Source organism: Frigoribacterium sp. MEB024, assembly GCF_000878135.1.
In the GTDB taxonomy this organism is placed as follows: Bacteria; Actinomycetota; Actinomycetes; order Actinomycetales; family Microbacteriaceae; genus Frigoribacterium.
This window is the reverse complement of sequence record NZ_JXQZ01000028.1, coordinates 16,307-37,282: the sequence shown is the minus strand read 5'-3', so window position 1 is coordinate 37,282 and position 20,976 is coordinate 16,307. Positions and strand designations below refer to the sequence as shown.

The window sequence follows — 20,976 nt, the reverse complement described above, 5'->3', positions numbered from 1 at the left end:
CGCGCTTGTCAACCGCGAGTTCCGTCGAGCCGAGAGCTAAGCTCGACGACACCATGAGCACCTCGTCCCCTCCGTCGTCGCGACGCCCCCCGGTCATGGCGGACGTCGCGCGGCTGGCGGGTGTGTCTCTCGGCACCGTGTCGAACGTGATCAACTCCCCGTCGAGGGTCAAGCCGATCACCCGGCGGCGCGTCGAGGACGCCATCGACTCGCTCGGGTTCGTCCCGAACAGCTCGGCTCGCACCCTCGCGGCCGGACGGGGCACCCTGGTCGGCTTCGTCGCCGTCGACCTGGGCAACTCGTACTTCCTCGACATCGCCCGCGGTGTCGAACGCGAGGCGGATCTCAGCGGCCAGGCCGTCCTGCTGGGCAACTCCGACGTCGACATCGACAAACAGACGGGCTACCTCCACCTCTTCGAACGCGCCCAGGCGGCAGGCATCGTGCTCGCGCCCTTCGACGGCCCGTTGGACGAGGCGCGCAGGCTGCGTCGCCGGGGCCTGCGCGTCGTCTACGTCAACTGGCCCGGCGAGGCCGACGAGAGTTGTGGCGTGGTCGTGGACGAAGTGCTCGGCGGTCGACTCGCGGCGCGACACCTCATCGAGCAAGGACGTCGAGACCTCGTCTTCGTCGGGGGGCCGCTCGACTTGACGGCAGTCAGACACCGGTTCGAGGGCGCCTCCGCGGCCGCCCGTGAGGCCCGGGTCCCCCTTCGACTCCTGCCGACGACGGCGCTCACCGTCCGCGCAGGCCTCGCCGTCGGTGACGACCTGCTCGCGCAGGGTGCCCCACCCAGGCCTGACGGCATCGTCGCCGCGTCCGACGCCCTGGCGTCCGGGATCGTGCAGTCACTTCTGCTCGGTGGCGTGCGAGTACCCGCCGACGTCTCGATCACGGGCTACGACGACAACCACTTCGCGCAGAGCACGGCGATGCCCTTGACGACCGTCGGACAGCCAGGGGTCGAGATGGGCGTCCAGGCGATGCGCCTGCTTCGCGACGAGCTCGAGAACCCGCAGACCCACCAGCACGTGTCACGCATCCTGCCGCCCCGACTGATACCCCGCGAGAGCTCCCACCACGGCTGAGCACGACTGCGGCGGAGATGCCCTCGAGACCCTCGTCATGCACGGCACCGCGTCTCGTGCACTGCACCGCGACTCGTCGGGGTGCGGTGCACGAGACGCGGTGTGGTGCGAGGGGGCCCCGCGTCCCCACGACGCGGAGCCCCGGCCCCGTCACCCGCTGATCACGGGCGACGGGAGTCGTCGGGCCCGGCGAGACGTCACGACGCGCCGCTCAGGTGTGGACGTGAGCGGCCTGTCGTGACTCCTCGGCAGGCGTGCGGGCGGCTACGCGGCCTCGAGCCGGGCGCGCAGGGCGGCCAGCTCGTGGCGCAGCGCGTCCGGCAGGGTCGAGCCGAAGCGGTCGAAGAACTCGTCGGTGAGGTCGCACTCGGCGAGCCACGCGTCCGTGGGCACCGCGAACGACTCGGCCAGCGCCTCCTCGGTGAGGTCGAGACCGGTCAGGTCGAGGGCTCCCGGTGCGGGGGCGAGGCCGAGCGGCGTCTCGACGGCGTCGGCGGTGCCCGCCAGGCGACCCGCGATCCAGGCGATCACCCGCGAGTTCTCGCCGAAGCCGGGCCAGAGGAACGAGCCGTCGGCCCCCTTGCGGAACCAGTTGACCTGGAACACCTGCGGCGCCCGATCGCCGAGCTCCGCCCCGAGCCGCAGCCAGTGCGCGAAGTAGTCGCCCATGTCGTAGCCGCAGAACGGCAGCATGGCGAACGGGTCGCGCCGCAGCTCGCCGACGACGCCCTCGGCCGCCGCGGTCTGCTCGGACGCCACCGTCGCGCCCACGAACACGCCGTGCCGCCACGACCGCGCCTCGGTCACGAGCGGCACGTTCGTCGCCCGTCGCCCGCCGAAGACGATCGCGTCGAGCGGTACGCCGTCGAACGCATCCCAATCGGAGCTGAGCGAGGGGCACTGCTCGGCCGGCGCGGTGAAGCGCGAGTTCGGGTGGGCGGCCGGGGACGAGGAGGCGCGGGTCCAGTCGTTCCCCTGCCAGTCGGTCAGGTGCGCGGGCGCCTCGTCGGTCAGCCCCTCCCACCAGACGTCGCCGTCGTCGGTCAGCGCCACGTTGGTGAAGATCGTGTTCGCGTGCAGGGTGCGGACGGCCATGGGGTTCGACGCCTCACCCGTGCCGGGGGCCACCCCGAAGAAGCCGGTCTCGGGGTTCATCGCCCACAGGCGACCGTCGGCGCCGGGCTTCATCCAGGTGATGTCGTCGCCGAGGGTCTCGACCCGCCAGCCGGGCAGGGTGGGCTGCATCATCGCGAGGTTGGTCTTGCCGCAGGCCGAGGGGAACGCCGCGGCGACGTGGACGGCCCGCCCCTCGGGACTGGTGACCTTGATCAGCAGCATGTGCTCGGCGAGCCAGCCCTCGTCGCGCCCCATCGTCGACGCGATGCGCAGCGCGAAGCACTTCTTGGCCAGCAGCGCGTTGCCGCCGTAGCCCGAGCCGAACGACCAGATCTCGCGCGTCTCGGGGAACTGGGTGATGTACTTCGTCTCGTTGCACGGCCACGCCACGTCGTCACGCGCGGTGCCGTCGGCGTCGCGCAGGGGGTAGCCGACGCTGTGCACGCCGCGCACGAACGGCACGTCTCCGTCGGCACCGCCGAACGCGGCCAGCGGCTCGGAACCGACGCGCGCCATGATGCGCAGGTTGAGCACGGCGTAGGCCGAGTCGGTCAGCTGCACGCCGAGCTGCGACAACGGGCCGCCGACCGGGCCCATGCTGAACGGCACGACGAACATCGTGCGCCCGCGCATCGAGCCGGCGAAGAACGGCCGGAGCTCGCGCCTCATGGCCCCGGCCTCGCGCCAGTTGTTGGTGGGGCCGGCGCCCGCGGGATCGGTGGTGCAGATGAAGGTGCGGTCCTCGACGCGGGCGACGTCGCCGGGGTCGGTCCGGGCGAGGTGGCTGCCGGGACGCAGGTCGGGGTTCAGCGGGATCAGCGCCCCGGTCGCGACGAGGTCGGCCGTCAGCCGCTCGGCCTCGGCGTCCGAGCCGTCGATCCACTGCACACCGTCGGGCTCGAGCAGGTCGACCTGCTCGGCGACCCACGCGACCAGGGTGCGGGGCGCCCACGACGGGGCGGGCACGTGGCGGCGCCGCGCGGCCCGCGCCCAGTCGGTCGTGGGTGCCGGAGGCGGAGCCGAGGAGGCGCGGGTCGCGTCGCCGAGGACGCCGGGGTCGAGGGGTCGGGTGGTGATCATCGCGTGGCCTCCAGGGTCAGGTCGAGCAGGTCGTCGGTCGGTGCTGAGGTGGCTCGGGCTGGACGGGGCAGGGACGGGGGCGTTCCTCCGGCGAGGTGCTCGAGCAGGCGGACGACCTGGCAGCTGTAGCCGAACTCGTTGTCGTACCAGACGTAGAGCACGACCCGGCGGCCCGAGCCGTGGTCGCCCGCCCCGTCGCCGTCCCCGTCCCCGGACACGACCGTCGCGAGCCCGTCCACGACGCCCGCGTGGCGCGAGCCGACGAAGTCCGTCGACGCGACCTCGGGCGACTCGACGTAGTCGATCTGGCGGCGCAGGGGCGAGTCGAGCGAGGCCCGACGCAGGTGCGCGTTGAGCTCGGCACGGTCGACGGGCGTCCTCAGCCGCAGGTTGAGCACCGCGACCGAGACGTCCGCCGTGGGCACGCGGATCGCGCTTCCGGTCAGGCGCCCGGCGAGCTGCGGCAACGCCTTGGCGACGGCCTTCGCCGCACCCGTCTCGGTCAGCACCATGTTGAGCGACGCCGACCGACCCCGCCGGTCGCCGGGGTGGAAGTTGTCCGTCAGGTTCTGGTCGTTCGTCACCGCGTGCACGGTCTCGACGTGTCCCGACTCGACGCCCCAGCGGTCGTCGAGCACGGCCAGCACCGGCGTGATCGCGTTCGTCGTGCAGGACGCCGCGGCGACCACGACGTCGTCGCCCGCCGTCTCGTGGTTCACGCCGAACACGACGTTCGGGATCGCGCCCTTCCCGGGGGCCGTGAGCAGCACGCGTGACGTGCCCCGCGCCTCCAGGTGTCGTCGCAGCGACGGCTCGTCGCGCCACCGGCCCGTGTTGTCGACGACGATCGCGTCGCGGATTCCGAACCGCTCGTAGTCGACCGTCGCGGGGTCGTCCGAGTAGATCACCTGGATCGTCGTGCCGTTCGCCACGATCGTGTCGGCCACCTCGTCGACGACGATCGTGCCCGCGAACGGGCCGTGGATCGAGTCGCGCCGCAGCAAGCTGGCCCGCTTGACGAGGTCGTCGGCCGACCCCCGACGCACGACGACCGCCCGGAGCCGCGCACCGCCGCGCTCGCCGGCGTGCTCGATCAGCAGCCGTGCGACGAGTCGACCGATGCGGCCGAAGCCGTAGAGCACGACGTCGCGGGGCGGGGGCCCACCGTCGCCGCGGCGTCCGACCACCTCGGCGAGTTCGGCGTTCACGACGTCGACGAGCGACCTCTCGGGCAGCTCGACGAGGGCGGCCCGGTGCCGGGCGCTCAGCCGGGCGAGGTCGATCGACGCCGGGCCGAGCTCGAGGCCGTCGAGCAGCTGCAGCACCTTCAGGGTCTCGACGGGATCGAGCACGTGGTCGTCGAGCTGGCGGGCGAAACGGTGCAGCTTGAGCACGCCGACCGGCGACCGGTCGAGGAGGCTGCGTCCGTGGATCGACACGACCACGCCGTCTCGACGCCACAGCCGACCGATCACCGGGATCATCGCCTCGGCGAGCGCCACTCGCCCGGCCCACTCGTCCTGGCGGTCGTCGTACCGGGCGGTGGTGTCGTCGAGCGGTTCCGTCGCGGCGGTGGGGGCCGGTGCCATGTTCTCTTCTCTCGTCGTCGAAAGGGGTGTTTCTCCACGATGAGCGCCCACACCCTTGATCTGCAGATGCCCAATGCGTAAAGATCGGGTGTTCTTTCGCCCTCGTCAAAGACGACCTCCCGAGAGGGGTGCCCCGTGGTCGACGCCGACCCCCTGCTGCTCGGCCAGGCGGTGCGGCACGCCCGCACGACCCGGGGCCTGACCCTCGATCAGCTCGCGGCTCGGGTCGAGGTCAGCGCCAGTCAGCTCTCGCTCGTCGAGACGGGTCGTCGCGAACCCAAGATCGGTCTGGTCCGAGCGCTGTCGGACGCCCTCGACGTGCCCCTCGCGACGTTGCTGGCCGCCGAGCCGCCGAGCGAGCGGGCGGCCCTCGAGATCGAGCTGGCGCAGGCGCAGCGCGGGTCGCTGTACCGCTCTCTCGGCCTGCCCGACGTGAAGGCGAACAAGGGCATGAGCACGCCGGTGCTGCAGACGATCCTCGGGCTGCACCGCGAGCTCGCCCGTCGGCACAGCGAGGCCAGCGCCACCCCCGAGGAGGCGCGGCGGGCGAACACCGAGCTGCGGCTCTGGATGCGCGGGCGCGACTCCCACCTGCCGTACGTCGAGGAGGCGGCGGCCGACCTGCTCGGCACCGTGGGCCACACCTCGGGCGCCCTGTCGCACAGCAGCGTGAGCCGCATGGCCCGGAGCCTCGGGCTCGAGATCATGCACGTCTCGGACCTGCCGCACTCGGCCCGCTCGGTGATCGACCTGGCCAACGGGCGCATCTATCTGCCACCGGCCTCGATCCCGGGCGGTCACGGCCTGCGGGCGCTGGCCCTGCAGGCGATGGCGCACCGTCTGCTCGGCCACGAACGACCCTCGACCTACGCCGAGTTCCTCAAGCAGCGGCTCGAGATCAACTACTTCTCGTCGGCCTGCCTCATGCCGCTCAGGGCAGCGGTCGAGTCACTGCAGAAGGCCAAGGCACAACGCGACCTCTCGGTCGAGGACTTCCGCGACGGCTTCGGCGTCACCCACGAGGCGGCGGCGATGCGCATGAGCAACCTGCTGACCTCGCACCTCGGCATCCGCATGCACTTCCTGCGGGTGACGGGCGACGGAGCGATCGCCAAGGCGGCCGAGAACGACGGGCTGCCCCTGCCGACCGACGTCACCGGGGCCGTCGAGGGCCAGCTGGTCTGCCGGCACTGGGCCGCCCGCACGGCGTTCGCCCGGACGAACCGCACCACCGAGCACTACCAGTACGACGACACCCCGGCCGGCACCTTCTGGTCGGCGTCGCAGACCGGCACGACCGAGCACGACGAGTTCTCGATCACGGTGGGCGTGCCGTTCGCCGACGCGAAGTGGTTCCGCGGACGCGACACCGAGCGTCGCGAGACCTCGACCTGCCCGGACGAGTCGTGCTGCCGTCGTCCCCCGGCAGGGCTCACGGCGAGGTGGCGCGACGCGGCCTGGCCCAGCGCCCGCCTGCACGCGCACGTGCTGGCACCGTTGCCGTCCGGCACCTTCCCCGGCGTCGAGGACACCGAGGTCTACGAGTTCCTCGACCGGCATGCCGGCTGAGACGCTGGCGCTGCTGCTCGGCCGATGGGCCGTCACGCGCGACATCGACGACCACCGCACCGGCGAGCACGCCCGGTTCGACGGGACGGCGACCATCGAGGAGGCGCGGGCGGGTTCCGACCTCGTGGCGACCTACGACGAGGCCGGCGAGCTCGTCGTGGCCGACCGGCGGACACCCGCCACCCGGCGGCTCGACTATGCGTCCCGGGGTGACGGGTCGCTCGACCTGCGCTTCGCCGACGGCCGGCACTTCGTCGACCTCGACCTGCGGTCGGGGGCCTGGGAGGCGCACCACCCGTGCGCCCCGGACAGCTACCTGGTCGAGACCCGGGTGCTCTCGCCGACGTCGTTCGAGGAGCGGTGGACGGTGCGCGGCCCGGCGAAGTCGTACGACGCCCTCACCACGTACGAGCGCGTCGCCGGGCATCCCGCCACGAAGTGAACAACCCGCCACACGTTCGCGTGGCGTGTTGTTCACTTCGTGGCGGGATGGAGGGTCGGCGCGTGGCGCGGCGCGGAGGCGCGTGGCGGGGCGACGCGATGCCGGGCTAGAGCTTGGCGGCGAGCTCGGCGTCGGTCGGCTCGACCAGGTGGCTGCCGTCGGGGAAGACCACGACCGGGATCTGCGTACGACCGCTGACGGCGTAGGCACGATCGGCACCGTCGGCGACGGCCTCGAGGTCGACGTAGTCGTAGGCCACACCCTCGCGGTCGAGCAGCGCCTTCGAGCGGCGGCAGTCACGGCACCACTCGGCGCCGAACATCAGGATGCGGTCGGGGGCGGTGTCGGTGCTCATGGCGACCAGGGTACGCGCGGTGACGGGGCGCGGACACGCGACCCGCGCCTCCTCGTCCTCGACGGGCCGCGAAGAGCGCCCGCTCGCCGCGAGCGAACGTCGTTCGGTTTCTCGTTCGGGGGCCTTGCGAGCCCCCGGGGGTGGCATGTCACACTGGATGAGCGCCCTCGTCGTGGAGTGGCAATCCCCCCAATCCACCCGCCAGCAGCATGGCCCGCGACGAGTGTGCTGCATCGTGCAGACCGGGGTCGACCACGAGTCGGCCGCCGACGTCCACGGTGCCCCCGACGAGATCATCGTCATGCGCACGCGCCACGGGCCCGGAGGCAATCCCGTGACCGACACCCTTCAGCGTCCGCCCGAGACCTCGAGCACGCCCGCCGTGCGCACGCCCGCCGTGCGCACGCCCGCCGCCGCGTCTCCCCCGCGCTCGTCGTCGACGCCTGCGCGCGACACCCGCCCCACGCCCCAGCCGCACCGCCTGACCCCCTCGGGCGTCGTCGGCATCGCCGTGCTCGGCCTCGCGACGTTCTTCGCCATCACGACCGAGTTGAGCCCGGTCGGCCTGCTCTCGACGATGAGCACCGACCTCGGCGTGAGCGAGGCGCGCATGGGCGTCGTCGTCACGGTCTACGCCGTGGCCGTCGCCGCGCTCGCCCTGCCGCTCACCTGGGCCACCGCCCGCTTCCCCCGCAAGGCCGTGCTCGTCACGACCCTGGTCGGCTACACGGCCTCGAACCTGATGGTCGCGCTCGCCCCGAGCTTCGGCGTGTTGCTGACCGGCCGCGTGGTCGGCGGCATCGCGCACGCCCTCTTCTTCTCGGTGGCGTCGGCCTACGCGACGCGCATCGTGCCACCGCGCCTGGCCGGCCGGGCGATCGCGTTCGTCTACTCGGGCAGCTCGCTGGGCTTCGTCGTGGGCGTGCCGCTCGCGACGACGGTCGGCGACCAGCTCGGCTGGCGTCCCGCCGTGGGCGCGGTCGCCGTCGCCACCGCGGTGCTGGCCGTCGTGGCCGCGCTGTTCCTGCCGCACGTCCAGGGCGAATCGTCGCCGCACGTCGGCTCGGTACGGTCGTGGGCGCGCTCGGGGCTGCTCGCCGTGGTCGTGGCCGACCTCATGCTCTTCGCCGGCCACTACGTCGTCTACACCTTCATCGGCCCGTACCTGACCGGGGCCGGCCTCGGCGAGGACCTCGTCGGCGGCGCCCTGCTCGTGCTCGGCGGCACGGGCGTGGTCGGCCTGCTCGCGGCCGGCGCGTTCGTCGACCGGGCGCCTCGGCAGACCCTGATCGTCGCGGTCGCGGTGATGATCGGCGCCCTCGCGGCCCTGCCGTTGGTGCACGGCTCGCTCGTCGGCACCTTCGTCGTCGCCGGCCTGTGGATGGCCGCGAACGGCACGACCGGCACCCTCTTCATGGCCGCCGCGATCCGCACGGGCGGTGTCAGCCCCGACATCGCCGGCGCGCTGATCAACGCCGGCTCGAACGTCGGCATCGCCGCGGGTGCCGCGATCGGCGGGCAGGTCTACGGGATGTCGGGCCTCGCCACGGTGCCGTTCGCGGCCGCGGCGATCGTCGCGATCAGCCTCGTCGTGATCGTCGCGGGCCGACGCGGGTTCCCGCTGACCGGTCACGCCCAGGCGAACCTGTCGACCTCGTCGCTCGCGGTGATCACCTCGTCGGTCGCGGTCGTCACGACGTCGATCCCGACCGTCGGCCAGGGCCGTCGCGGGCGTCGCCCCCGCCGCTAGGACACCAGGAGGCGCGGGTCGCGTCCTCGGCACCGCGACCCGCCCTCGACCCGCCCCTGACCCGCCCCTTTGTACCCCGATGTCCCCCACAAGGCGGACGAAATCACCCCTGCTCTGGGGACTCCACTCGACAGGCAAGAAGCTTTATTGTCGAAACATCCACTTCCGTGGAGCCCCCGTTCCCGTCGGGGGCGACACGCGGGCGCCTGAACCCCCGCGTGTCGAGCAGGACCGACGTCCGACCGGATCCGACCCGGCCGGACGCCCCCACCCGAGGACATCACCAGCCCATGTCGCTTCTCCGCGCCTCCGTGCGCCCCCGCCGTCGTGCCCTCTCGTTCGCGGCCTTCGCCACCGCCTCCGTGCTCGCGGCCGTCGCCGTGACGCAGGCCGTCGCGCCGGCACCGGCGCACGCCGCCGCAGCGCTCTCGTGCGACCAGAACACGATCTACGCGACGGCCGGCCAGGGCCAGTTCGTCGCGATCAACGTCGCCGCGAACACGGTGTCCGACGTGATCGCCGGGTCGGCCACGCCGTTCTCGCCCGCGAACAACGGTCTCGGCGTCGGACGCAACGGCCTCGACGCCTACGCCTTCACCAACGGCCAGGCGAACAACTCGAACGGCAACACGCTCGCGCGCTACGACTCGGCGGCCGGTGCGGTCACGACCGTCGCCAACGCCAACCCGTCGGGCGCCCCCGCCTCGACGCTGCGCGGTGCGGTCAACCCGGTCACCGGCATCTACTACTACGCGACCGGTGGCGACCCGGCCACGATCTCGGCCTACGACCCCAAGACCGGTGACAAGATCGGCGTCGTCGGTCGCATCCCCGGCCTGCAAGCCGGCAACGGCGACTTCGCCTTCAGCACGCAGGGGCTGCTTTTCGTCGTGGCGAGCAACGCGGTCTACCGCCTCAACGACGAGACGATCCCGACCACGGCCGGCACCACCTCGCTCGCCGCCACCAAGCTGACCGACCTGCCCACCGGCACCAACAGCCCGGGCATCGCGTTCTCGTCCGACGGCTACCTCTACGTCTCGTCCGGCATGCAGATCATCAAGCTCGACTCGAGCTCGGGTGCCGAGGTCAGCCGCATGACCACGCCGGCGATCAGCAACATCGCCTCGTACACCGACCTCGCGAGCTGCAACTACGCCAACACCCTGGCCGGCAAGGCGGACGTCGTCGGCCGGTGGAAGTCGAGCGACCAGTTCGCCCTCAAGGTCGACGGCGGAAACCTGTCGTCGCCCTCCACCGCGACGACCTCGGGCACCGCGAAGGGCGTGCAGGCCCAGAAGGCCGGCGCCGCACTCGCCATCCCCGCGCGCACGTACACCGTCTCGCAGTCGGCGGGCAACAGCACGACGCGCCTGGCCGACTACTCGACGACGTACCGCTGTGCGAACGTCAACGACGACGCGACCGTCGCCTCGGGTTCGGGCAACACCGCTCAGTTCACGTTCCCGGCCGCGACCAGCGCCGACGGCACCGACGTCGTCTGCACGTTCACGAACACCGTGGCCGCCGCGTCGGCCGCAGCCTCCGACGACACCGGGACCACCGCCTCCGGCACCACCCTGACGGTCGGCGCACCCGGCGTCCTCGCCAACGACGCGGGGACCGACCTGACCGTCACGTCGAACACGCAGCCGGCGAACGGCCAGGCCACCGTCGCGGCCGACGGCTCGTACACCTACACGCCCGCGAAGGGCTTCTCGGGCACCGACACCTTCCAGTACACGACGACCGACGGAGGCGGTGGCACGTCGACCTCGACGGTCACGATCACCGTCACCCCGGCCAGCAGCGACGACGTCGCGACGGCTCGCGCCGGCCAGGCCCTCGTGGTCGACGCCTCCTCGGGCGTGCTGACGAACGACTCCGGCACCGGGCTGAACGCCGCCGTCGCGACCGGACCCTCGCACGGCTCCCTCGTGCTCGGCCGTGACGGCTCGTTCCGGTACGTCCCCGCGGACGGCTTCTCGGGCACCGACACGTTCACCTACACGGCGACCGACGCCGAAGGCCGGAGCACCACGAGCACCGTGACGCTCACCGTGCTGCCCACCGCCGTCGACGACACGGCCACCGCGGTCGCGGGCACCCCGACGACCATCACCGGCAGCGCCCTGACCGCGAACGACGACGGCATCGACCTGGAGGTCACCGCCGTCTCGACGCCGGGCCACGGCACCGCGTCGGTCACCCCCGCGGGCGACGTGATCTACACGCCGGCGAACGACTTCTCGGGCACCGACACCTTCGACTACACCGTCACCGACGGCAAGGGCGGCACCGACACCGGCACGGTGACCGTGACCGTCGCGCCGCGCGCCTCGGCCGACACCGCCGACGCCGTCGCGGGCTCGCCCCTCGACGTGCCCGCCGGGCGTGGACTGCTCAGCAACGACGGGGGCAGCGGTCCCCTCGAGGCCGCGCTCGCCACGGGCCCGACGAACGGCACCGTCGTCGTCAACCCCGACGGCTCGTACGTCTACACGCCGGCGAAGGGCTTCTCGGGCACCGACACCTTCACCTACACGCTGACCGACGCGAACGGCGTGACGAGCACCGGCACCGCCACCGTCGCCGTCGCCCCGAAGGCCGTCGACGACACCGTCACCGTCGTCGCGGGTGGCAACGCGCACGTCGACGGTCCCGGCGTCCTCGGCAACGACCTCGGCACCGGCCTCAGCGCCGCGATCGTGACCGGCCCGCAGCACGGCACCGCGACCCTCGCCCCGAACGGCGAGTTCGACTACACGCCGACACCGGGCTTCTCGGGCACCGACACGGTGACCTACGAAGTCACCGACGCCGCCGGCCGCACCGCGACGGCGACGGTGACGATCACCGTCAAGCCCGTGGCCGTCGACGACCAGGCGACCACGCCGAACGGCACCACGGTGACCACGACCGCCTCGGCCGGACTACTCGCCAACGACCTCGGCACCGGACTGCGCGTGACCGACCACGGCACCCCCGCGCACGGCACCGTGACCGTCGACGCCGACGGCACCTGGAGCTACACGCCGGACGCCGGCACCTCGGGCACCGACTCGTTCGAGTACCAGGTGACGGACGCCGCGGGGCAGACCGCGACGGCTCGCGCCTGGGTCATCGTCGGCGACCTGGCCATGGCCGACCAGGGCACCGCGACCGCCGGCCGCGACCTGACCGTGCCGGCGAAGGCCGGCCTGCTCTCGAACGACCGCGGCACCGGCCTGACGGCCGTGCTGGACGGAGCCCCGCGTCACGGCGACGTGACCGTCGCGAAGGACGGCTCGTACGTCTACACCCCGGCGAAGGGCTTCTCGGGCACCGACGACTTCACGTACACCGCGACCGACGCCGAGAAGCAGACGAGCACGGGCATCGTGACGATCGTCGTCCTGCCCGACGCCGTCGACGACACGACCTCGACGAAGGCCGGCACGACGGTCACCGTCGCGGCGCCCGGCGTGCTCGGCAACGACCTCGGCACCGACCTGCGAGCCGAGATCGTCGACGCCCCGGCCCACGGCACCGCCACGATCGCCGCCGGCGGCACGATCAGCTACACGCCCGTCGACGGCTTCTCGGGCACCGACCAGCTGACCTACCGCGCCACCGACGCGTCCGGCGGATCGGATGTCGCCACGGTGACGATCCACGTCGGACCGATCGTCGTCGACGACACCCCCGCCGGAGGCACGACCGCCGACCAGCCCCTCGTGGTGGACGCCGACCACGGCGTGCTCGCGAACGACAAAGGCACCGGGCTGACCGCCGCCGTCACCGACCAGCCGAAGGCGGGCACGGTCACGATGGCACCCGACGGCTCGTACACCTACACGCCGAAGCCCGGCACCTCGGGCAAGGACTCCTTCGGCTACGAGGTCACGGACGGCAACGGTCAGACCGGCACGGGCACCGTCACGATCGTGGTCAGCCCCAAGGCCACCCCCGACGTCGCCACGGTCGCCGCCGGTGACCGCGTCACGGTCGCCGCACCGGGTGTGCTCGGCAACGACGTCGGGACCGGCCTGACGGTCACCGCGGTGACCCCGGCCGCGCACGGCACGGCCACGATCGCGCCGGAAGGAACCGTCGACTACACGCCGGCCCCCGGCTTCTCGGGAGACGACATCGTCGTCTACACGGTCGCCGACCGTGACGGCGGCAGCGCCACGGCGACGGTCACCGTCACGGTGACGCCCCGCGCCCTCGACGACCGCTACTCGACGCCTGCCGGCACCGCGCTCTCGGTACCCGCCCCGGGCCTCCTGGTGAACGACCTCGGCACCGGCCTGACCGTGACGGGCGCCGGCACCCCGGCGCACGGCACGATCGACACCCGGTCGAACGGGTCGTTCGTCTACACGCCGGTCGCCGGTTTCTCGGGCACCGACCGGGTCGAGTACACCGTGACCGATTCGGCCGGCCGGTCGACGAAGGCCACCGCGACCATCGTCGTCGGCGCCCTGGCCGTCGACGACGCCGGCAGCACCCGCGCCGGCACCCCGCTCACCGTCGACGCCGCACACGGCGTGCTCTCGAACGACTCGGGCAGCTCGCTGACGGCGGCACTCGACGCCGCGCCCACGCACGGCACGGTCGACCTCGCTCGCGACGGCTCGTACGTCTACACGCCGAAGACCGGCTTCTCGGGCACCGACGCGTTCACCTACACGGCGACCGACGGTGAAGGGCAGACCCGCACGGGCACCGTCACTCTCACGGTGCTGCCGACCGCGATCGACGACTCAGCCTCGACGCCGGCCGACACGACGCTGACCGTCGCCGCCCCAGGGGTGTCGGGCAACGACCTCGGCACCGGCCTGCGCGTCACCTCGACGGGCCTCGCGGCTCACGGCACGGCGACCATCGACCCCAGCGGACGCTTGGTCTACACGCCGGACGCCGGGTTCTCCGGGAAGGACGCCGTGACCTACACGGTGACCGACCGCGACGGCGGCACCGCGACCGCCACGGTCAGCATCACCGTGCGCGTCAAGGCCGTGGCCGACTCGGGCAGGACGATCGCCGGCAAACGACTCGTCTCGGGCAGGGTCGGCGGCGTGATGCGCAACGACGACGGTTCGGCCCTCTGGGTCGCCCTGGCGTCCGAGCCGTCGCACGGCACCGTGGCACTCGACCTCGACGGATCGTACGACTACATGCCCCGTGCCGGCTTCGTCGGGGTCGACACCTTCGACTACACGGCGACCGACGAGGCCGGACAGACCGCCCGGGCGACCGTCACCATCACGGTGCTGGGCGCGGCCGTCGCGGTCGACGACCAGCAGCGCGGCACCACCGACCACGCGGTCACCGTCGACGTCACGACGAACGACGCCCCCACCGAGGGAGCGACCTTCGACCGCGGCACCGTCGTGATCGTCGACCCGGCCACCGGTGACGGGGTCAGCGCGCTGACCGTGCCCGGGCAGGGCACCTGGACGGTCGTCGACGGCTCCGTGGTCTTCACCCCCGCGAAGGGCTTCGACTCGAAGGCGTCGGTGCAGTACCGCGTGACCGACACGGCCGGCGAGACGGTCCAGGCGGTCGTCACGGTGTCGTTCCCGATGATCCTGTCGGCGACGCAGCTGGCCTTCACCGGCAGCGCGTCGGTGCTCGGCATCGCCGCCATGGCCCTGCTCGGGGTCGCGCTCGGCCTGGCGCTCTCGCGTCGCGGCCGTCGCGTGGTCGGCCCGATCCGAGGCCGTCGCCGGGCCGAGTAGCCCCCGACGTGCCGACGTCCCCGTCCGCCCGCCCCTCCTGCCGAGGGGACGGGCAGGCGGGGACGTCGGTCGTGAAGGAGGCGCGGTGCCGGTCCCCCCGGACGGCGACGTGTGTGAGCACGACTCACGTCGGACACGCCGCAGGGACGCGAACGACGGCGCCACGATCCTGCGCGGTCGGCCCAGGCGGTTCCACGATTCCGACCTCCACGTGAGTGGCTTACGAGAAAGTGCGTACCTGCCGGCGACGGGGCTTCCTGCGATGCTGCGATCACCCGCCGACCACACGAGCAGGAGAACACCATGACGAACGACCCGACCACGCGAAACCCCTCCCGTCGCCTCGCCCGCGGCACGGCCGTCCTCGCCGGAGTAGCCCTCCTCACCGGACTCGGCGTCGCCACGCCGGCATCCGCTGCTCCCGGGACGACACCGAAGCCGACCGTGACAGCCGCCCCGGACCGACGGGACACCACCACCGAACACCGCAACGCCTGCGCCGTGCGGACGCTCATCACCACGACCTTCGCCGATCCCGACAGCACGTCCTCCCAGCAGCTCGCGGCGAGATCCGTCTCACCGAGCGCCGTCGCGCACGGAGCAGGGACCACCGCCGGGCCGGAGGGACTCCTCGCCCAGTTCTCGGCGGACCGCACGCGCGTCCCGGGGGCCCACGCCGTGATCAAGCGCGTCGCAGCCGACGGCGACCTCGTCGCGGTGCACTGGCAGATCACACCGGACCCGCGCGACGAACGACGCGGCGACGCCGCCGTCGACCTGTTCCGCCTCGAGCACGGCCGGATCGTCGAGCGCTGGTCGCTCGAGCAGCCCGTTCCGACCGGCACACCGGCCAGCGGGAACACGAACACCATGTTCAGCGACCTCTACCGGCCGGCACGTCCGACCGCCGCGCCGTCGGAACGCCAGGAAGAACGCAATCGCGTCCTGGCCGTGTCGGCGTACGACACGCTGTTCCGGGACCACGACCCGTCGATCCTCGACCGCGCCTTCGACCCCGCGTACCTGCAGCACAACCCGGTCGCTCCGAACGGGACCGCGGCGCTGAAGCGGCTGTTCGGCAGCGGCCCGCAGTTCCCGGCGCAGCAGTCCGTCATCTCGCTCTCCGACGGCGACATCGTGTGGACCTTCTCCCAGGCGGTCGGCGCGAAGCCCGGGGACCCGCTGCTCGCCGCCGACCTGTTCCGCGTCGACGACGGCCTCATCCGCGAGCACTGGGACGTGGTCCCCACCGACTAGTCGCCCGAGGGAGCGTCGCGCACCGGGCGTGCGGCCTCGCGTCGGGTGCGGCTCCGATGCCAGGTGAGGGCACTCGCCGCGAGCACGCCCCCCACGACGGCCCCGATGGTGTTGGTGATCCAGTCACTCGTGTCACAGGCCCGACCGATCACCACCACCAGCGCCTGGATCGCCTCGACGGCACCCGACAGCGCGACGGCACCGAGCACCGCCGCCACCGGTCGTCGCCAGAGCACCCCCGCGAGGAACGAGACCGGAACGAACAGGAGGATGTTCGCAGTCGACTCCCCCGCAGTGGGTGCGAGGTACGGCAGGCCCGGGTTGCACGTGATGCTCGGGTAAGGCGCGCCGTCCGGGTACAGCGTGAGCCCCATGACGGTGAGTACCGCCAGGCCGAGGAGAGCGCCGGTCGTCCGTGGGCGTCCCGCGAGCCACACTCCGACGAACGGACCGGCGACCACGACGCCGATCAGGACCGAGAAGGCGAGCCACGGCACCAGGGCCAGCACGGTCGAGAGCACGGACCGAGACTAGGACACGTCGGATCAGCTGAGCGCGGGGCGGGACGGAGCCGCGGTGGAACCTCGGTACGGCTCGGTGTCCCCGAGGGCCGCTCTCAGGATCACCGGCCGGGACGGAACGAGGGGGCCGGATGACGGACACGGCGTCGGTGACGTCGAGCACGCACGTGACGTGGGAGCCCTGCGAGCTAGGCGCGATGCGGCGGTCGCGCCGCCCTCGTCTTCGACGGCTCGGGACGGTCGGTGGCCCAGTCGACGTGCGTGCCGGAACCTCCGGGGAGGTGGGTCGCAGGGTCGTGATCGGGCTCTGCTTCGGGATAGAGGCCGCGGCCTGACGACGCACTGGCGTAGAGCGCCGCGAGCCAGGTGGGGTTGATGTCGACCGTTCGACTGCCGGCGAACTTGAACCGGAGGCTGATCTGCGGAGAGAGCCAGACGGTCGACCGGCCGTCGCCGGTCTCGATCGGTTCCTTCCACGAGAACATGAACGACTCGTTCTGACGGAACTTGTTGACGATGACGATCTGGAGGTGGGCGAGGAGGCGGTCCTCGACCTTGAACTCGAGGACGTCGCCGTCGTAGACGATGTATCCCATGGCTGCTCCGAGACGGAGAACGCCCGACGGTGCTGACAGCAGGGTCTGGGCTGTGGTGATGTGCGGATCTCACTGCGCACTGCGCCGGCCGTCTTCGCGGCGCCACACGTGGTGACGAGACCACATCGGTGATGCGTCCGCTCGGCTCTCCTCGAGACCTGACACTAGACCGCTGCCGGGGGAAGGGCGACAGGGTCCCGACCCGAACGGGACCCTGTCGCCGGCAGCTCACACCGAACCCGACGGGTGCAGCCGCTCACTTGAGGACCTGAACCACCCTCAAGGCACGTCGAGCCTGCTCCTCGGCCCGTGATCCACGACAGATATGGACTTAAGCCGAACCTTTTGGTACCAGCGGTGCTCGAGGGAGCAGCGTCACACGCGATCCACTTCGCCTCTACTGTTCACCCCGAGGACGAGACTCGTCTCCAGGGAAGGAACGAGCGATGAGCGAACGACGTCGGCGAGAACTGGGCGAGTCGGACGAACCCCTCGAGGACGAACTCGACGAATCGTTCGACGCAACCGTGGAAGAGGGTGCCGAACGCCTGCACCGCACACTCCGCACCACGCTCATCACGGGCTTCTTCGGAGGCCTCGAGGTCGGTCTGGGCATCATGGCGATGCTCGCCGTGCTGACCGAGACGGGCAGCCACCTTCTGGCGGGCCTGGCGTTCAGCATCGGGTTCCTCGCCCTGCTCCTGGCGCACTCGGAGCTCTTCACCGAGAACTTCCTCCTGCCGATCGCCGCACTCGCGGCGAAGGAGGGCACGTTCCTGCAACTCCTCAAGCTCTGGGGCGCCACGTTGGTCGCCAACCTCGCCGGCGGGTGGATCTTCATGTGGCTCGTCGTCCAGGCCTTCCCCGAATGGCACACGACCCTCGACGAGTCGGCTCACCACTTCGTGGACGCTCCGTTCTCATTGCAGACCGTGATCCTGGCCGTCCTCGGCGGCAGCACGATCACGCTGATGACCCGCATGCAGCACGGAACCACCTCCGAGCCCGCGAAGATCGCGGCCGCCGTCGCCGGGGCCTTCCTCTTGGCCGGTCTGCAGCTGTTCCACTCGATCCTCGATTCGCTCCTCATCTTCGGGGCCATCCAGGCGGGCAGTGACGTCACCTACGCCCAGTGGGCAGGGTGGTTCGGCTACACGCTGCTCTTCAACATCCTCGGGGGGCTCGTGCTCGTCACCTCGCTGCGGCTGCTCCGCACGAAGGAGCTCTTCTCGAAGGCGCGGGACGAGAACGAGTAGGGAGGCGCCGGGGCGCGGATTCTCCTCGGCCGGACCTCGCCGTCGCACCGGACCGTGACGGCGCGCTCGACCGTCGCGCACCTCCTTGAACCATCTCGGCACTCGACGTACGGTGAAAGTGCCGATGACGTCGAGGGAGTGAGCATGGACGAGGACACGGAACACCCGAGAGGTCGACTCCGACTGCAACGACCGACCTTTCGCGGGTCCTCCGTCGGCTGGGGAATCGGTGCGTTCTTCTGGCTCGTCTGCGCGGTCCAGGCTCTGGTCGGGGTGGTGCAGAACGGGGGCACGTCCGTCGTCGGGGCCCTGGTCCTGGCCGGGCTGACCGTCCTGGCGGCGGTCTGCATCATCGGCACGGTCGCGACGATCCGGCACCCCCGTCCGGCACCGCCCGCCACGGACGCCTGACGGGTTCCCCGCGGTTCTGCGGGACGAGCGACTTACTGCCTGTCGGCTGTCGGCTGTCGACTGTCGGTGGATCGAGGGCGCTGCCGACACGTGGTCGATGCTCCGATCAGCGGAATGTCGGGGCAACCGACGCACTCTGTCGGCCCGGCAAGACCTGTTCTCCCCCGGTCAGCGTGTCGTCCTGGTCGGCGATCGGATCGAGACGGGGAGCCAAGCGATCGCCGCCACCGCCCCTCCGACTCACCGGAACACAGCCCGGCAGGCGATCGACCACCGGACGCCGCGTCGCTGATGGACAGCGAGTTCTCCTCTGTGGGGTGATCGCTGCTCAGTGCCCGAGCAGCATGTCGTTGCGGGCCCGGATCTGTTCGTCGGTAGCGGGGAAGTAGCTGCTGACGCCGAAGTGTTCGGCGTCGTGCTGGATCTTCTCGACGATCGGCCGGAGTGCGCGTTCGTACTCGACGAACGCCTGCTCGACGTCGCCGTCAGCAGCTCGGAAAGCGTCGTGGTGGGCAGTGGCGCCGATGATGGCGAGTGATCCACCCATGCCCGCGGCAGGTGATGCGCAGTAGCCGGCGTCGCCGACGAGCGCGATGCGTCCGGACGTCCACGCCGGCATCTTGATCTGACTGAGCTTGTCGAAGTAGAAGGTGTCGACGTTGACTGCCTCGTCGATGTGGTCTGAGAACGGTGCGCCAGCCTGCAGCAGGTGCTCTCGGAGGATGCGCTTCTGCTGGTCGACGTCGTGGTGGTCGTAGGGGATCTCGTGCTCGGATCGGAAGCCGAGCACGAGGTCGGTCGTGGTGTCGTAGGAGTTCACCAGCATCGTCACGCCGGGCGCGTTGGTGATCTGGGTCGTCTGGCGGTCGATGACGAGGTGGTCGAGGGTGGCGACGGAGAAGTACGTCTGCAGGAAGTGGGTGTGGAGCGCTTCCTGGCCAAAGCGCAGTCGTCGCACCGCCGAGTGGTTGCCGTCGCACCCGATCACCATCGTGAAGTCCCGCTCTGTGCCGTTGCGGAAGACCACGTGGACACTGTCCTCGTCGGGCTCGGTCAGCGACCTGATGGAGTTGCCCCACAGCATCTCGACTTCCCCCTCCGTCGCGGCGGCGAGGATGTCGAGCAGATCGTCTCGGTGGATCTCGTAGCCGTCGCCGGCCGAGTCGTCCGTAGGCGGTTCCGGGTCCATCCGCGCGATGAGTTCTCCCTCCGGTGTCGTGAACTTGGTCACGCGAGGAACGAGCGCCTTCGCTCGGATCTCCTCGAGCAGGCCCATCCGTTCGACGATCGCGATGGTGTCGTCGCGGATGTCGACGGGGGTGCCGCCGCGCTTCAACCCGGATCCGCTCTCGACGATCGTGACCTCGTAACCGAGCCGACGCATCCACAACGCTGTCGCGAGACCCGCGAAGCTCGCTCCCGAGATCAACACCTGTTCCTGCGTGCGCGTGTTCATCGATCGTCCTCGTTTCCCGGCTCCTGCCCAACTTATAGTTACCCAAACATTCTGGTGAGGCCGACAGTAGCAGAAACTTTGGGTCACTTTATGTTTCGTGGCAGACTGGTGCCATGGAGCAAGCGAGCATGGGTGCCGGATCAGGGCTCCGAGAACGCAAGAAGCGAGAGACCCGCGAGCGTCTGGGCGATGTGGCGGCTCGGCTCTTCGCGGAGCACGGGTACGACGAAGTGTCCGTCGCGGACATCGCGGTCGCCGCGGGCGTGTCGGAGCCGACGGTCTACAACTACTTCCCGACCAAGCCCGACCTCGTCTTCGACCGAGCAGACGACGTGCTCGAGAAGATCCGGGGTGCGATCTCCCGGCGAGACCCCCAGCAGTCACCCGCCGATGCCCTGCGCTCCCTCATCCTCGAGGACATCGATCGGTACGTCGAGGACGACGAGGGATTGGCCAAGGGCGAGTTCCCCGCGCAGTGTCGGCTCAGTGCGCTGCTCCGACGTCGGGCCCTGGAGTTCTACGACGACGTCACGACCGTGGTGGCAGCTGAACTCGCAGGTACGGGACCGAACGCGATGTCCGAGCGGGCGTACGCGGCCGCGCTCGTCTCGGTGGTGCAGCAGACCACCGCGAGCATCGGCGATGCGGTCCTGTCGGATGCTCATCGGGGAGACACTCGCGAGCGTCTGGACGGCGCGGCCACGGCGACCCTCGACCACTTGTCGACCTGGTGGCACAGGGAGCACGCCACCTGAACGCGTCTC

General features: G+C 71.2%; 15 protein-coding genes. 9 read left to right on the top strand and 6 right to left on the bottom strand.

What is annotated here, in order from left to right:
- The first annotated feature begins 53 nt into the window (after positions 1 to 53).
- Complete coding sequence (locus SZ60_RS06580) at positions 54 to 1,088, top strand: LacI family DNA-binding transcriptional regulator (protein ID WP_052505216.1); 1,035 nt, start codon at positions 54 to 56, stop codon at positions 1,086 to 1,088.
- Positions 1,089 to 1,352: 264 nt separating this feature from the next.
- On the opposite strand, the gene SZ60_RS06575 is transcribed toward SZ60_RS06580, so the two are convergent.
- Both SZ60_RS06575 and SZ60_RS06570 read right to left on the bottom strand, forming a co-directional pair.
- The gene (locus SZ60_RS06575; RefSeq protein ID WP_082059925.1) at positions 1,353 to 3,284 is read right to left on the bottom strand and encodes a phosphoenolpyruvate carboxykinase (GTP); all 1,932 of its coding nucleotides are present in this window, start codon (positions 3,282 to 3,284) and stop codon (positions 1,353 to 1,355) included.
- Positions 3,281 to 4,873, bottom strand: coding sequence for a glyceraldehyde-3-phosphate dehydrogenase (locus SZ60_RS06570; protein WP_082059924.1), 1,593 nt, complete (start codon positions 4,871 to 4,873; stop codon positions 3,281 to 3,283). Before SZ60_RS06570 ends, SZ60_RS06575 begins: the two co-directional genes overlap by 4 nt.
- A gap of 135 nt (positions 4,874 to 5,008) precedes the next feature.
- On the opposite strand from SZ60_RS06570, the gene SZ60_RS06565 reads away from it, so the two are divergent.
- Both SZ60_RS06565 and SZ60_RS06560 read left to right on the top strand, forming a co-directional pair.
- Positions 5,009 to 6,442 (top strand): helix-turn-helix domain-containing protein, encoded by a 1,434-nt coding sequence (locus SZ60_RS06565; protein ID WP_043594737.1) that lies wholly within the window; start codon positions 5,009 to 5,011, stop codon positions 6,440 to 6,442.
- The gene (locus tag SZ60_RS06560) at positions 6,432 to 6,884 is read left to right on the top strand and encodes a DUF6314 family protein (protein ID WP_043594736.1); all 453 of its coding nucleotides are present in this window, start codon (positions 6,432 to 6,434) and stop codon (positions 6,882 to 6,884) included. The genes SZ60_RS06565 and SZ60_RS06560 overlap by 11 nt, the downstream gene beginning before the upstream one ends.
- Positions 6,885 to 6,990: 106 nt before the next feature.
- Here the strand turns inward: SZ60_RS06560 and SZ60_RS06555 are convergent, their stop codons facing one another.
- Positions 6,991 to 7,239: a glutaredoxin domain-containing protein gene (locus SZ60_RS06555; protein ID WP_043594734.1), complete on the bottom strand. Its 249-nt coding sequence runs from the start codon at positions 7,237 to 7,239 to the stop codon at positions 6,991 to 6,993.
- A gap of 235 nt (positions 7,240 to 7,474) precedes the next feature.
- On the opposite strand from SZ60_RS06555, the gene SZ60_RS06550 reads away from it, so the two are divergent.
- The 3 genes from SZ60_RS06550 (at position 7,475) to SZ60_RS06540 (ending at position 15,972) form a co-directional block, all read left to right on the top strand.
- Complete coding sequence (locus SZ60_RS06550) at positions 7,475 to 8,989, top strand: MFS transporter (RefSeq protein WP_052505215.1); 1,515 nt, start codon at positions 7,475 to 7,477, stop codon at positions 8,987 to 8,989.
- 290 nt (positions 8,990 to 9,279) lie between these two features.
- Entirely contained in the window at positions 9,280 to 14,715 is a 5,436-nt protein-coding gene (locus tag SZ60_RS16400; protein WP_052505214.1) for an S-layer family protein, read from the top strand.
- A 303-nt stretch (positions 14,716 to 15,018) separates the two neighbouring features.
- A complete protein-coding gene (locus tag SZ60_RS06540; RefSeq protein WP_043594733.1) occupies positions 15,019 to 15,972 on the top strand; it encodes a nuclear transport factor 2 family protein in 954 nt (317 codons plus the stop codon).
- Here the strand turns inward: SZ60_RS06540 and SZ60_RS06535 are convergent.
- Both SZ60_RS06535 and SZ60_RS06530 read right to left on the bottom strand, forming a co-directional pair.
- Positions 15,969 to 16,493, bottom strand: a complete 525-nt coding sequence (locus SZ60_RS06535; RefSeq protein WP_052505213.1) for a VanZ family protein — start codon at positions 16,491 to 16,493, stop codon at positions 15,969 to 15,971. The genes SZ60_RS06540 and SZ60_RS06535 overlap by 4 nt on opposite strands.
- A gap of 188 nt (positions 16,494 to 16,681) precedes the next feature.
- Entirely contained in the window at positions 16,682 to 17,089 is a 408-nt protein-coding gene (locus tag SZ60_RS06530) for an ATP-dependent DNA ligase (protein ID WP_192119052.1), read from the bottom strand.
- Between the two features lie 446 nt (positions 17,090 to 17,535).
- Between SZ60_RS06530 and SZ60_RS06525 the strand changes: the two genes are divergently transcribed.
- Together SZ60_RS06525 and SZ60_RS06520 are read left to right on the top strand one after the other, a co-directional pair.
- Complete coding sequence (locus SZ60_RS06525; RefSeq protein ID WP_043594732.1) at positions 17,536 to 18,345, top strand: formate/nitrite transporter family protein; 810 nt, start codon at positions 17,536 to 17,538, stop codon at positions 18,343 to 18,345.
- A gap of 144 nt (positions 18,346 to 18,489) precedes the next feature.
- Positions 18,490 to 18,756, top strand: a complete 267-nt coding sequence (locus tag SZ60_RS06520; RefSeq protein WP_043594730.1) for a hypothetical protein — start codon at positions 18,490 to 18,492, stop codon at positions 18,754 to 18,756.
- Between the two features lie 328 nt (positions 18,757 to 19,084).
- Here SZ60_RS06520 and SZ60_RS06515 read toward each other — a convergent pair whose 3' ends face one another.
- Positions 19,085 to 20,212, bottom strand: a complete 1,128-nt coding sequence (locus SZ60_RS06515) for an FAD-dependent monooxygenase (protein WP_043594729.1) — start codon at positions 20,210 to 20,212, stop codon at positions 19,085 to 19,087.
- A gap of 113 nt (positions 20,213 to 20,325) precedes the next feature.
- On the opposite strand from SZ60_RS06515, the gene SZ60_RS17430 reads away from it, so the two are divergent.
- Positions 20,326 to 20,967, top strand: a complete 642-nt coding sequence (locus tag SZ60_RS17430) for a TetR/AcrR family transcriptional regulator (protein ID WP_197073519.1) — start codon at positions 20,326 to 20,328, stop codon at positions 20,965 to 20,967.
- Positions 20,968 to 20,976: the final 9 nt, after the last annotated feature.